This window comes from Roseateles toxinivorans, assembly GCF_004362525.1.
In the GTDB taxonomy this organism is placed as follows: domain Bacteria; phylum Pseudomonadota; class Gammaproteobacteria; order Burkholderiales; family Burkholderiaceae_C; genus Paucibacter; species Paucibacter toxinivorans.
In genome coordinates, this window is the sequence record NZ_SNXS01000001.1 from 676,949 (window position 1) to 690,008 (window position 13,060).

General features: G+C 66.0%; 13 protein-coding genes. 4 read left to right on the plus strand and 9 right to left on the minus strand.

Annotated features, from left to right (window positions below):
• Positions 1-45: 45 nt before the first annotated feature.
• Complete coding sequence (locus DES47_RS03150; RefSeq protein ID WP_133699185.1) at positions 46-939, plus strand: recombination-associated protein RdgC; 894 nt, start codon at positions 46-48, stop codon at positions 937-939.
• Between the two features lie 26 nt (positions 940-965).
• Here DES47_RS03150 and DES47_RS03155 read toward each other — a convergent pair whose 3' ends face one another.
• The gene (locus tag DES47_RS03155; RefSeq protein ID WP_133699186.1) at positions 966-1,658 is read right to left on the minus strand and encodes a glutathione S-transferase N-terminal domain-containing protein; all 693 of its coding nucleotides are present in this window, start codon (positions 1,656-1,658) and stop codon (positions 966-968) included.
• A 74-nt stretch (positions 1,659-1,732) separates the two neighbouring features.
• Here DES47_RS03155 and DES47_RS03160 point away from each other — a divergent pair, with 74 nt between their 5' ends.
• Positions 1,733-2,473, plus strand: coding sequence for a hypothetical protein (locus tag DES47_RS03160; protein ID WP_133699187.1), 741 nt, complete (start codon positions 1,733-1,735; stop codon positions 2,471-2,473).
• A 10-nt stretch (positions 2,474-2,483) separates the two neighbouring features.
• On the opposite strand, the gene DES47_RS03165 is transcribed toward DES47_RS03160, so the two are convergent.
• Positions 2,484-3,569: a phosphotransferase gene (locus DES47_RS03165; RefSeq protein ID WP_133699188.1), complete on the minus strand. Its 1,086-nt coding sequence runs from the start codon at positions 3,567-3,569 to the stop codon at positions 2,484-2,486.
• Positions 3,570-3,625: 56 nt separating this feature from the next.
• A complete protein-coding gene (locus tag DES47_RS03170; protein ID WP_133699189.1) occupies positions 3,626-4,330 on the minus strand; it encodes a Crp/Fnr family transcriptional regulator in 705 nt (234 codons plus the stop codon).
• A gap of 124 nt (positions 4,331-4,454) precedes the next feature.
• Here DES47_RS03170 and DES47_RS03175 point away from each other — a divergent pair, with 124 nt between their 5' ends.
• Positions 4,455-5,234, plus strand: coding sequence for a class II aldolase/adducin family protein (locus DES47_RS03175; RefSeq protein WP_133699190.1), 780 nt, complete (start codon positions 4,455-4,457; stop codon positions 5,232-5,234).
• A gap of 6 nt (positions 5,235-5,240) precedes the next feature.
• On the opposite strand, the gene DES47_RS03180 is transcribed toward DES47_RS03175, so the two are convergent.
• Positions 5,241-6,020 (minus strand): oxepin-CoA hydrolase, alternative type, encoded by a 780-nt coding sequence (locus tag DES47_RS03180; RefSeq protein WP_133699191.1) that lies wholly within the window; start codon positions 6,018-6,020, stop codon positions 5,241-5,243.
• Positions 6,021-6,165: 145 nt separating this feature from the next.
• Here DES47_RS03180 and DES47_RS03185 point away from each other — a divergent pair, with 145 nt between their 5' ends.
• A complete protein-coding gene (locus DES47_RS03185) occupies positions 6,166-8,304 on the plus strand; it encodes a type IV pilus assembly protein FimV (RefSeq protein WP_133699192.1) in 2,139 nt (712 codons plus the stop codon).
• 2 nt (positions 8,305-8,306) lie between these two features.
• On the opposite strand, the gene DES47_RS03190 is transcribed toward DES47_RS03185, so the two are convergent.
• The 5 genes from DES47_RS03190 to lptF are packed head-to-tail and all read right to left on the minus strand — an operon-like array spanning position 8,307 to position 13,036.
• Entirely contained in the window at positions 8,307-9,461 is a 1,155-nt protein-coding gene (locus DES47_RS03190; protein WP_133699193.1) for a pyridoxal phosphate-dependent aminotransferase, read from the minus strand.
• Positions 9,462-9,467: 6 nt separating this feature from the next.
• Positions 9,468-10,412 carry a CysB family HTH-type transcriptional regulator gene (locus DES47_RS03195; RefSeq protein WP_133699194.1) on the minus strand — a complete coding sequence of 315 codons (945 nt, stop codon included), beginning with the start codon at positions 10,410-10,412 and terminating at the stop codon, positions 9,468-9,470.
• Positions 10,409-10,813 carry a sirohydrochlorin chelatase gene (locus DES47_RS03200; protein ID WP_133699195.1) on the minus strand — a complete coding sequence of 135 codons (405 nt, stop codon included), beginning with the start codon at positions 10,811-10,813 and terminating at the stop codon, positions 10,409-10,411. The genes DES47_RS03195 and DES47_RS03200 overlap by 4 nt, the downstream gene beginning before the upstream one ends.
• Before the next feature lie 4 nt (positions 10,814-10,817).
• Positions 10,818-11,939, minus strand: coding sequence for an LPS export ABC transporter permease LptG (lptG, locus tag DES47_RS03205; protein WP_133699196.1), 1,122 nt, complete (start codon positions 11,937-11,939; stop codon positions 10,818-10,820).
• Positions 11,936-13,036, minus strand: coding sequence for an LPS export ABC transporter permease LptF (gene lptF / locus DES47_RS03210; RefSeq protein ID WP_133699197.1), 1,101 nt, complete (start codon positions 13,034-13,036; stop codon positions 11,936-11,938). Before lptF ends, lptG begins: the two co-directional genes overlap by 4 nt.
• Between the last annotated feature and the right edge of the window lie 24 nt (positions 13,037-13,060).

Here is a 13,060-nt window from a genome sequence, read left to right on the forward strand (position 1 = left end):
CATCATCTATTTTCTGCGGCGTCGCATCGCTTCAAGAGGAAAACCGTGTTCAAGAACCTGATGGTCTATCGCATCGGCCCGGATTGGTCGGCTACGTTGACGGAACTCGAAGAGGCATTGGACAAGGGGCGCTTTGCCGAATGTGGCGCCACGCAGATGCAATCGCTGGGCTGGGTATCGCCTCGCGGCGTGGCCCATGGCCTGCTGGCCGAATCGGTCGGCGGGCACTGGATACTCAAGCTGATGATCGAGAAGAAGGTGCTGCCGGGCTCGGTGGTCAAGCGGGCGATGGAGCAGCGCGTCAAGAAGATCGAGCAGGAGACGGGGCGCAAGCCGGGCAAGAAGGAGTCCAAGGACCTCAAGGACGAGCTGATGCTGGAGCTACTGCCCAAGGCCTTCACCAAGCAGGAGTCGGTGCTGGTCTGGATCGACAAGGACAAGCAGCTGCTGTGCACCAATGCCGGCAGCCAGGGCAAGTCCGATGTGGTGATCACGGCCCTGGTCGAGGCCTGCCCCAAGCTGGTGTTGACGCTGCTGCAGACCACCGCCTCGGCCTCGGCCTGCATGTCGGCCTGGTTGTCCAGCGGCGAGCCGCCGGCTGGCTTCAGCATAGACCGCGAGTGCGAGCTCAAGGCCCCGGACGAGACCAAGGCGACGGTGCGCTATGCGCGCCATCTGCTGGACATCGACGAAGTGCGCGCCCATATCGCCGCCGGCAAGCAGCCGACCAAGCTGGCGATGAGCTGGGACGACCGCGTCTCCTTCATGCTGACCGACACGATGCAGCTGAAGAAGGTCTCATTCCTGGACGTGGTGTTCGAGGGCGTGGCCCACAACGACGACGCGTTTGACGCCGACGCGGCCATCGCCACCGGCGAGCTGCGCCGGCTGATACCCGATCTGATGGACGCGCTCGGCGGGGAGTTGGTCAAGTCCTGACCCCTGTCGCGGCGCGGCCCGTCTCTTCAATGACGCTTGTACTGCGTCGCGCCAAACAGCACGTCGCGGGCCTTGTCGTCGGTCAAGACCTTGCGGTGCTCGGCCAGCACCTCCAGCCCGCGCTGCACGGCCGGGCGCTTGCCGATCTCGTCGAACCAGCCCTTCAGGTGCGGGAACTCGTTCCAGTCTATGCCCTGGTTCTTCCATGAGCGCAACCAGGGGAAGATGGCGATGTCGGCGATCGAATACTCCGGCCCACCGATATAGGTGCTGGCCGCCAGACGCTTGTTCATCACCCCGTACAGGCGTCTGGCTTCGTTGGTGTAGCGGTTGACGGCGTACTCGATCTTCTCCGGCGCGTAGATGCGGAAATGGTGGGCCTGGCCCAGCATCGGCCCCACGCCCCCCATCTGGAACATCAGCCACTCCAGCACCTCGTACTTGGCGCGCGTGCTCTGGGGCAGGAACTTGCCGGTCTTGCCGGCCAGATAGAGCAGGATGGCACCCGACTCGAACAGGCTGATCGGTTTGCCGTCCGGGCCGTCAGGGTCGACGATGGCCGGGATCTTGTTGTTGGGGCTGATGGCCAGGAATGAGGCCGCAAACTGGTCGCCGGCGCCAATATCCACTGGAATCACCCGATACGGCAGGCCGCACTCCTCCAGCATGATGTGAACCTTGTGGCCGTTGGGGGTGGGCCACGAATACACTTCGATCATTGCCTTGGCCTTTCAAAAAGGGTCGCCGCGGAGGCGGCTGGCCGTTCCCCGACTTTATTGGATTGTTCCGACTCATGCTCAAGCATCTGAAACACTGGTTTGCCGGCCGCGCCAACGCCCTGCGTTGGAAGGCGGTGGCGGAGTGGGCGGAGGACCAGGGGGCGCAGTTCAAGCTGATTCGTGACGGCCAGGGTTTCGTCGTCGAGCATCCCGATGCCAGGCCGCGTGCCTGGCGCATGGAGTGGGGCAGCTCGCAGCGCAGCTATATCGAGGGGCCGGAGCTGCGCATACGCTGCGAGCTCAAGCTCTCGCCCGAGTTGCAGATGATGGTGGTGTCGCGCCAGCTGATGGAGCAGTTGGAGGCCTCGGTGTTCGAGATGTACACCGACACCTTGAAGACCCGGGTCGACACCGACACGCCCGAAGAAGTGCGCTGGCTGGTGATGTTTCCCAAGTTCGCCGGCTTCAACACCAAGCTGCTGCGCAACCGCTTCGGCGCGGTCTGCATGTCCAAGGAGGCGATTGCCACCTGGCTGCAGGGGCCGCTGGGCACGGCGCTGGAAGTTGCCAGCGAGACCGGCGTGCTGGCCAAGGAGCCGCCGATGCTGATGCTGACGCAGCGTGGCAATCTCTATCTGCGCTTCGGCCTGGATGAGCCCGACATCGAGATCATCGAGGCGCTGTTGAAGCTGTTCGAGGTGGCCTGTGCCGAAGCGCAGCGGGCCAATACCAAGATCGTCGAGGGCGGCTGGCCGACCACCTCGTCGATCGCCTGGCAGAGTCAGCCCGGCGAGGATGATCCGCCCCGGCGCTGACTCGGGACGCTCAAGACTTCTTCGCGAACTGCCAGCCCAGCTCGGCCATGGGCCGGGCGCCGGCGCCGGTTTCGCGGGCGCGATCGCTGGACGCCGTGCCGTCCTCCACCCGCTTGGCAATGCCTTGCAGGATGGCGGCAATGCGGAACAGGTTGTAGGCCATATAGAAGTTCCAGTCCTTCATCACGGTTTCGGCGTCCGCCCGGCCGGTGCGCTCGCAGTAGCGCCGCACATAGCTCAGCTCATCAGGAATACCCAGGGCCGCCAGATCCTTGCCGCCCAGGCCGCGGGCCGCGCCCGAGGTCTGGATATGCCAGGACATGCAGTGGTAGCTGAAGTCAGCCAGCGGGTGACCCAGGGTTGAGAGCTCCCAGTCCAGCACCGCCAGCGCGCGCGGTTCGGTGGGGTGAAAGACGAGGTTGTCCATCCGGTAGTCGCCGTGGACGATGGAGACTTCCGATGGGTCACGGGCCGAGTCGGGGATGTTGGCCGGCAGCCAGGCGATCAGCTCGCTCATCGCCGGTATGTCCTGGGTCACCGAGGCCAGGTACTGCTTGCTCCAGCGGCCGATCTGGCGTTCGAAGTAGTTGCCCGGCTTGCCATAGCTGCTCAGCCCCACGGCGGCAAAGTCCACCTTGTGCAGCGCCGCCATCACGCGGTTCATCTCGTCGTAGATGGCGGCCCGCTCGGCCATGCTCATGCCGGGCAGCGATTGGTCCCACAGCACGCGGCCCTGCATGAACTCCATCACATAGAAGGCGCGGCCCATCACCGATTCGTCCTCGCACAGCGCCAGCATGCGCGGCACCGGCACGTCGCTGCCCTGCAAGGCCTTCATGACCGCGAACTCGCGCTCGATGGCATGGGCGGAGGGCAGCAACTTGGCGACGGGCCCCGGCTTGGCCCGCATCACATAGCTGCCTCCAGGGGTGTTGAGCTTGTAGGTCGGGTTGGACTGGCCGCCCTTGAATTGCTCGACGCTCAGCGGCCCAGCAAAGCCGGGCACTCGGGGCTTCAGCCAGGCGGCCAGGGCCTCGGTGTCGAATTGCTGCTGTGCCGAAACGGCACGTGTGCCGGTGAAGGCGTCAATATCCATGGCTCTGATCCTTCAAAGGGTTGGTTCTGCGACCCATCCCGCAAGGATGAGTGCTGTCAGCGTTCGGCGATCTGCAGCAGCTTGTCCTTGCTCAGCACCACCAGCCGGGTGGGCTCGACGCGCACCGCGCCGTCGCGCTCGAAGGACTTCAGCTCCTGGTTGACCCGTTGGCGCGAGGCGCCCAGCAGCTGGGCCAGGTCTTCCTGGGCGAGTTGCAGGCCGATGCGGATTTCCTCGCCCTGCTGCACGCCATAGGAGCGGGCCAGCAGCAGGATCTGCTTGGCCAGGCGCGAGGCCAGCGGCCGGGTGTTGAGGTCTTCGATGGTGTCGAACATCAGGCGCAGGCGCCGGCAGTTCAGGCGCAGCAAGGCGTCGTAAAGCTCGACATGGGTCTTCAGCAACTCCTTGAAGTCGGCCTTGCGCACCGCCAGCAGGGTGGTCTCGCCATAGGCGCTGGCATCGTGGGTGCGCGGAAAACCGTCGATCAAGGCGATGTCGCCGAACCAGACGCCCGGCTCCGCATAGGTCAGCGTGACCTGCTTGCCCGACAACGAGACCGAGCTGACCCGCACCGCGCCACGGGCCACACCTATCCATTCTTCGGCGGGTTCGCCGCGAGAGGAGAGCATCGCGCCGTCCTTGAGCCGCCTCACCGTTGCGCGTGCCAAGATATCGGTGCGCAGGGCCAAGGAGAGCTTTGAGAACCACGAACCCGAGTCGATGTTGCTGCGTTCGAGAATTGTAAGAACTGTGCTGTTCATGCCTTGTCGCTGAAGTGACAGCAGAACCCTGCTGTTCATCCCTATTGTCCATGAGTGCGTGCGCTGCGGTTTGAGACCTGCATCTATTGCCGCCCGGCGCGCTGCCGAACCCCAGGAGACCCTGATGACATCGCATGCTCTACCTCTGATGCCCAATCGCCGCGGGCAGGTCAGTGAGGCCGAATGGCGGCAGCGCGTGGACCTGGCCGCCGCCTACCGGCTGGTCGCCCTGTTCGGTTGGGACGATCTGGTTTTCACCCACATCAGCGCTCGTGTGCCGGACAGCGAGGACCAGTTCCTGATCAATCCCTACGGCATGATGTTCGAGGAGATCACGGCGTCCAGCCTGATCAAGGTGGACGGCACGGGGCGGCAGCTGGAGGAGGGGCCGTATCCAGTCAACCCGGCCGGGTTCACCATACACAGCGCCGTGCATGCGGCCCGCCATGACGCCGGCTGCGTGCTGCACACCCATTCGCTGAACGGCGTGGCCGTGTCGGCCCAGGCCCAGGGCGTGCTGCCGATCTCGCAGCATTCGATCTTTGTGCTCAACAGTCTCGGCTATCACGACTACGAGGGCGTGGCCCTGCGCGACGACGAGAAGCCGCGCCTGGTGCAGGACCTGGGGCGCAACAACTATCTGATGCTGCGCAATCATGGTCTTTTGACCCTGGGGCCGACGATTGCCGACGCCTTTGTCGCGATGTATTTCTTCGAGGCCGTCTGCACGATACAGATACGCGCGCTGGCTGGCGGCGGCGAGCTGACCCGTGTGCACCCGGAGATTATCGAGGGGGCAGGGCGGCAGGCGGCCCAGGTCACCAAGGGCATGGGTGCAGGGGCGCTGAACTGGCCCGGCCTGTTGCGCCGGCTGGATCGCCGCAGCCCCGGCTACGACGTTTGAAGCGCCTTACTTGAACTGCGGCGGGCGGCGGCCGAAGAAGGCTTCGATGCCTTCGCCGCCGTTGTCGTGGAACAGGTTGTTGACGAAGTGGTCGCGCTCCAGCGCCAGGTGCTGGCGCAAGGCGCCGGCCTGGGCCTTGTGCACCAGATCCTTGGCACTCGCCATCGCATTGGGCGCCATCTGTCCCAACCGTTCGGCCAGTTCCAGCGCCTGGGTCAGCGCCTGACCCGGCTCGGCCAGGTAGTTGACGACGCCCTGACGGTGCAACTGCTCGGCGCCTATCGGCTCGGCCAGCAGCATCAGCTGCATCACCTGGCTGCGCGGCAGGGCCTGCATCAGGTGCGAGACGGCGCCGCCGTCGGGTGACAGGCCGACCCGGCCATAGGACAGCACGAAGCGGGCATCCTTGGCCGCGACCAGCAGGTCGCAGGTCAGCGCCAGCGAGAAGCCGGCGCCGGCTGCGGCACCTTCCACCGCCGCGATCACCGGTTTGGGGAAGGCGCGCAAGGCTTCCACCAATTCGTGAAAGCGCTCGATCGACTCGGTCTGCACCTGCGGCCCGGCGGCGCGGTTGCCGACCAGGCGCTGCAGATTGCCGCCCGAACAGAAGTGTCCGCCGTCACCGGTCAGCACCACGCAGCGCACCTGATCCTCGGCGTCGGCGTAGTTCAGCGCCTCGACAAAGGCCGCATAGATTTGCGGCGACAGGGTGTTGCGGGTGGCCGGGTCGCTCAGGGTGAGCAGCATGGTGGAGCCGAATCGTTCGATACGCAGTTCTGCAGGCATGTTGAGGCGTCGGAAAGTGGGCCGTTGTGAATCGATTGTGGCATGCAGACCGGGCCGAACAGGCCCTGTCCACCCCTGTTTCCCATTGGTGAGCAGATGTATCTTCCATGCTAGAGTGCTGGGCAAAATGACAGCAGACTCCGGCATGAACCGAGCCCTCCCCGCGCGCCTAAGAGCGTGCAAGCGCAGCAGTCTTCGTGCCCTGGTGTTGGCGGCCAGCCTGGCTGCCGCTGTTGAGCCGGCCGTCGCGGTGGGCTTGGGCCGGCCGGTGACGGCATCGTCACTGGGGCAGTCACTGAACCTGATTGTGCCTTTGCGGCTCGATGCCGATGAGCCGCTGGCACCCGAATGCGTCAGCGCCGAGGTGCTGGTGGGTGACTCCCGCCTGCCCGCGCCGCTGGTGCGGGTGGTGTTCGAAAACGCCAGCGACGGCGCGCCCCGCGCCTTGCGGGTGATCACCCTGCAGCCGGTGGAAGAGCCGGTGGTGGTGGTCAATCTTGCCGTCGGTTGCCCTGCCCGTCTGACTCGCCAGTTCGTTGCCTTCATCGACCCGGCCCCGACGCAGGCACCCGCGCCGACGCCCCAACTGGCACAGTTGCCGCCGCCGGCACCGGCTGCGGTTGAGGCACCGATCCGCCGCGCGCCGGCCGCAATCACAGCGCCGCAGCTGGCGCAGGCCGGTATTGAGCCGGCGCGCTCAAGCGCCAAGCCCTCGGTGCCGATGCCGCGTTCCAAGCCGCGGGTGGTGCGGCTGACGGCCGATACCCAGGGCCTGCCCGATGCTGCGGTGCAGCCCGCTCAGCCCAAGACTGGTGACACCGCAGGCAAACCCGCGGCACGCGATGTGGCTGCGGCGAGAGCCAGTGCGCCCTCCGGTCGGCTCCGGCTCGATGCGCCACAGGCGGTCGTCGCCCCGGCCGCGGCCAGCGCGGTTGATGTGGCGGCGCTGCTGGCGCAGGCGGCTTCGCAGGCGGCAGGGGGCGAATCACCAGAGGCACAGCGCCTGCGCCAGTTGGAAGCAAGTCTGGCCCAGCTGCGCAGCGAAGCCAAACAGACCAACGAATCGCTGGCCGCCTTGCGCTTGCAGTTGCAACAGGCGCAGCAGGATAGATCGCCGAATTCGCTGATCTATGGCCTCGGGGTGTTGGCCTTGCTGCTGGGGGCGGCCTGCCTCTACCTCTGGCGGCTGCGCGAGCGCGAATTGCATCAGCGCGAGATGGCCTGGTGGGACTCGCCCGAGGCGGCCGGCCATGTGCTGAAGCAGGAGGCCGGAAGTCCTGCTGCTGCTGTCGCCAGCCCGGTTGCCTCGTCTGCAGCGCCCCTCCCGCTGCCCGCTGCGGTGATGGCGCCGGTCAGCCCCGCGGCACCCGAGCCGATGGCCTTGGCGCCCGTTCCCATGGACGACGGACAGACGGACGCGCTGCCGGCGGAGGTCCAGCAGGTGCTGCGAGCCTCGCGCGAGCCCGCGATTCCCTTGCACGAACAGACGCAGGCCTTCGCCCGTGTCAGCGCCGCCCCGGATTTTGTCGCCGCCAAGTACCTGCCCGATATTTCGGTCGCCGATTTGAGCGCACCGGCCACCGGACTCGACCAGTCTGAACCCGAGCTGCACAGCGACTTCGCGCGCTCGGCGTTCGGGGCGCACCAGGTGTCGGCCGAGGAACTGATCGATCTGGAGCAGCAGGCCGAGTTCTTCGTCGTGCTGGGCCAGGACGAGGCGGCGATCGAGCTGCTGCAGGGCCATGTTCAGGCTCATCACGGCGGCAGTGCTCTGCCCCATCTGAAGCTGCTGGAGATCCACCGGCGCCGCGGCGATGTGGCGGCCTATGCGCTGACCGGCGAGGCGCTCACGCAGCACTTTGGCGTGCTGCCGCCGGCCTGGGACGCAGACCCCGACGCGCCCCATGGCCTGCAGGCCTATCCCGCGGTGCTGGCGCGGCTGCAGCGGCAATGGACCGATCATGGTTCCAGCATGGACACGCTGCAGCGCCTGCTGGTACGTCCGCAGGGTCGTGAGGCCGGCGACGGTGACCCGCAGCCAGCCAACAGCATGGACATTGCCGCCTACCTGGACATGCTGTTGCTTTACGCGGTGGCGCGTGACCTGTCCGAGCATGAGGTGCGCGGCAACGAGGTGGACGTCTTCCTGCCGCTGGATCAGCCCGGTGATTCGCCGCTGGCCACCGCCATGATGGCCACCTTGCCGGTGCAAGTGGACGGGCCGCGCAGCCGCTTCGGCGCGCTGGACCTGGACATCAGCGTCGGCGGGGACAGCAAGCTGTAGGGCTACAGCCGACCGAGACGTTCCAAAGCAAGGTTCAGCGTCTCGTCCTTCTTGGCGAAGCAAAAGCGTATCACCCGCTGCGCCGTGCCCTGGGCATAGAAGGCCGACAGCGGAATCGCCGCCACCTTCAGTTCGGCCGTCAGCCATTCGCAATAGGCCTGGTCGTCCAGATCGCTCAAGCCCGAATAGTCCACGCACTGGAAATAGCTGCCCTCGCAGGGCAGCAGCTTGAACGGCGTGCGCGCCAGCCCGGCACGGAACAGATCGCGCTTTTGCTGGTAGAAGTCGCTCAAGGCCAGATAGGGCTCGGGGTCGGCCATGAAGGCCGCCAGGCCATGCTGCACCGGCGTGTTGACGGTGAACACGTTGTACTGGTGCTGCTTGCGGAATTCCAGCGACAGCGCCGCCGGTGCCGCCACGAAGCCGACCTTCCAGCCGGTGACGTGATAGGTCTTGCCGAAGCTGGAGACGATGAAGGCTCGCTCGGCCAGATCGGGCCATTGCGCGGCACTCAAGTGCCTGGCGCCGTCGAACACCATGTGCTCATAGACCTCGTCGCTGATTAGCATCACCTCGGTGGGGCGCAGCAGATCGGCCAGGCGCTGCATGTCCTCGGCCGACCAGACTGTGCCGCTGGGGTTGTGCGGGCTGTTGATGATCAGCGCCCGGGTGCGAGGGGTGAGGGCCGCTGCCAGCCGCTCGAAGTCGGGCTTGAACGTACCCGGCGTCAGCGGCACGCGCACGACAACGCCACCCGCCATCTCGATATTCGGCGCATAGCTGTCGTAACAGGGCTCCAGCACGATCACCTCGTCGCCCGGGTGGACGATGGCCAGCAGGGTGGTGAAGATGGCCTGCGTGGCGCCTGCGGTAATGGTGATCTCGCTGCCGGCGTCGTAGTCGCGGCCGTACAGCGCTTGCAGCTTTGAGGCAATGGCCTCGCGCAGCTGCGGCACACCGGTCATCGGGGGGTACTGGTTCAAGCCAGCACGCATTGCCTCATCGACGGCGTCTATCAGCCTGGGGTCGCAGCCGAAGTCAGGAAAGCCCTGGCCCAGATTGACCGCGTCATGGCGCTGCGCCAGCGCGGACATGACGGTGAAGATGGTGGTGCCGACCTGGGGCAGGCGGCTTTGCAGAGTGGGATTGAAAGTCATGAAAAGTCAGAGTTCATAGTCGGAGCTGTTGCCGCTCATCGCCCGCTCCAGCAGGCTGCGGCTCAGCCGGTCGGACAAGGCCTCGGCGAACACATAGACGAAGTTGCGCAGATATGCACCCTTCTTGAAGGCAATGCGGGCCACGTTCTGGCCGAACAGATGGCCCAGCGGGCGCGACACCAGTTCGCCGCCGGGCGGGTCTTCACGCACCGCCATCTCGGCCACGATGCCAATGCCCATGCCTAAGCGCACATAGGTCTTGATGACATCGGAGTCGATCGCTTCGAGCACGACGCTGGGCGTCAGGTGGCGGGCGGCAAAGGCCTTGTCGATGCGGGTGCGGCCGGTGAAGCTGGGGTGGTAGGTGATGATGGGCTCGCCGGCCAGTTGCTCCAGCGTCGGCCGCTCGACCTGGGCCAGCGGGTGGTCGGCGGGCACCACCAGCACATGCTGCCATTCGTAGCAGGGCAGGGAGACCAGGTCGTCGAACAGGCTCAGCGACTCGGTGGCGAGGCCTACATCGGCGCTCTCTTCCTGCAGCATGCGCACGACCTGGTCCGGGCTGCCCTGGTGCAGGCTGACCTGCACCTGCGGGAACTGCTTGCGCAGCTTGGTCACCGGCGCCGGCAGCACATAGCGGGCCTGGGTGTGGGTGGTGGCAATCGACAGGCGGCCGGCGTCGCGCTTCGAGTACTCCTCGCCGATGCGCTTCAAGTTGCCGACCTCGCGCATGATGATCTCGATCGCCTTCAGCACCTGCTCGCCGGGCTCGGTGACGCGGCGCAGCCGCTTGCCGTGGCGGGAGAAGATGTCGATGCCCAGCTCTTCCTCGAATTCCAGAATGGCCTTGGACACGCCAGGCTGCGAGGTGTAGAGCGCCTTGGCGGTTTCGGTCAGGTTGAGGTTGCGGCGCACCGCCTCCTGGACAAATCTGAACTGGTGCAGATTCATGGCGCCTCGCGGGAAGTCTGGGCCGCTGCCAGCCAGGCCAGCGTAGTGTCGGCCATGGCCTGCATCACCGCATCGGCCTCGCCGAGCGCGACATGCTGGGTCCAGACCACCTTGCTGCCGTAATGCAGGCCCAGGCGTTCGATCAGTGGCGGCACATCTCGCCGCACATGGCCGCTGGCGCCCAGGAACATCGGCACGACGTGGACTTCGGTGCAACCGGCCGCCACCAGGCCGTGGCCGGCCTCCTCGATGCCCGGACTCATGAACTCAAGAAAGGACAAGGCGACCTGCAACTCCGGCTGGCTGAGCCGGATGCGCCGCACCACCTCCTGGAACGGTGTGGCCCAGGTCGGGTCACGGGCACCATGGGCGATGAGCAGCAATCCGGTCACAGGTTTCATGGCTTCAGCGATAGCGCACCAGCCAGGTGAAGGCACCCAGCGAGAGCAGGAGATAGATCAGGCTGGGCGTGGCTGCCACGGCCCAGGGCGTCCAGTTCTGCAACTGGCCGAGGTGGCCGGCCACGTTGTTCATCAAGACAAAGCTGATGCCCAGCATGATGCCGCCAAACACCTTCAGGCTGATGCCGCCGCCCCGCGCATTCAGGTATGCGAAGGGCAGGGCGAGCGCCACCATCACGATGCAGGCCGCCGGATAGAGTGCCTTGCGCCAGAACTGGATCTCATGGGCCTGGGCCGACTGCTCGTGGGCCGACAGATGGCGGGTGTAGCGGTACAGCTCGGCGGTGGACATCACGCCGGCCGGCAGCACCGCCGCGGCGACCACCCCGGCGTTCAGGCTGCTCTGCCATTGCGCCTCGGCACTGGCGGTCTCGGTGACGCGGGCATTGTCGGCGCTGGCCAGGCCCTGCGAAGGGAACCAGCGCGTCTCCTTCACCCGACTCAGTGTCCACAGCCCTCGGGCATCGACCACCGCATGCTCGGCCTCGGTGCGGCCCAGCAGGCGGCCATCGGCGTCGAACTCGAAGATGCGTACGCCGTCGAGCTGGCCGCCGGCACCGGCGCGGCTCACATTGACCGAGAAATTGCGCTCACCGTCCGGGGTCTCGCGCCGGTCCTTCAGCCAGGTGCCGCTGCGTCCGGCCGCGATGCCGCCCGAGAACTCGGCGCGCGTGTGCTCGGCGCGCTGGTCGAACAGCGGCGCCACATAGTCGCCCACCACAAAGGTGATGGCCGCAAACCCCAGCGCCAGCGTGGCCAGCAGGGCCAGCGCACGACCTGGCCCCAGCCCGCCGGTGCGCAGAATCGTGTACTCGCTGGATTGCGCCATGCGGGCCAGCGAGAAGATGCTGCCGATCAGCACCGCAATCGGGAACAGTTCGTAGAAGTGCCCGGGCACCTCCAGCAGGGCGAGGTAGGCGGCATGGCCTGCGGTGAAGCCCTTGCGGCCGACGCGGTCCATTTCGTCGACAAAGTCGATGAAGAAGAACAGCGACAGAAAGGCCAGCACGACGAACAGTACCGAGCCGACGATGTCGCGGTAGAGCAGCCTGCGCACCGTCCTCATGTCGTGCTCCTGCTGGGGCTGCTGCGGCGGCGCGAGAACATCCGGCCATGGTCGCGCCACCAAATCAGCGCCACACCGAGCAGGAAGGCGCTGCCATGGACGATGGCCAGGGCGGCTGGCATTTCCATGCGGCCGCTGGCGACCCAGGCCTGCGACAGATTGATCAGATTGAAATAGACGACAAAGCTCAACACGGCAAACAGCAGGTTCCAGTTGTTGGCGCGGCGTGGGTTGCTGGCCGACAGGCCGATGCCCAGCAGCACCAGGTTCAGGCCACCGAAGATGATGCCCAGGCGCCAGGTCAGTTCACCCAGATTGCGCGGCAGCGGTGTGGCCAGCAGGTCCAGCGTGGACATTGCCTTGGGCGGCAACTGCTCGGCCGCGCGCAGCGCCTGCTGATCAACGAGCACGCGGTAGTTGTCGAAGCGGGCCAGCGACTTCTCGCCGGTCTTGAGCTGCAACTCGTTGCGCTGACCCTTGTCGAGCACCAGGAAGCGGTCGTCGCCGACCAGCTCGATATGACCCTGGCGCGACGAGGTCACGGCTTCGGCATCCGGATTGCTGGTGAGGATGAAGACATTGCGGCCGGTGCGGCCGTCCTCGCTGTCGCGTTCGATGAAGAACACCCTTGAGCCATCGCGCGAGGTCTGGAACTGGCCCGGCGCCACCCGTGACAGATCGGAGCGCTTCTCATAGCGTTCGCGCAGCTGGGCGCTGTTGCGGTTGCCCCAGGGCCAGACCACCAGCTCCAGCACCACCACCACCAGCAGCACCGGCCAGGCCATGCGCAGCACCGGGCGCACGAAGCGGTTCAGGCCGACGCCCGCGCTGAACCAGACGGTCATCTCGCTCTCGCGGTACATGCGGCCCAGGGCCACGACCACCGAGATGAACAGCGACAGGCTCAGCATCGTCGGCAGGTGGCCCAGCGCCGCATAGCCCATCAGCAGCACCACGTCCTGGGGCGCGACATTGCCCCCGGCGGCCTGGCCCAGGGTGCGAATCAGCATCATTGTCAGCACGATGGTGAGTATCACCACCAGGGTCACGCCGAAACTGCGGGCTAGCTCTCGGCGTACTGTGGAATCGAATAACATCGCGGCACTTTTTCTAATTGGCGA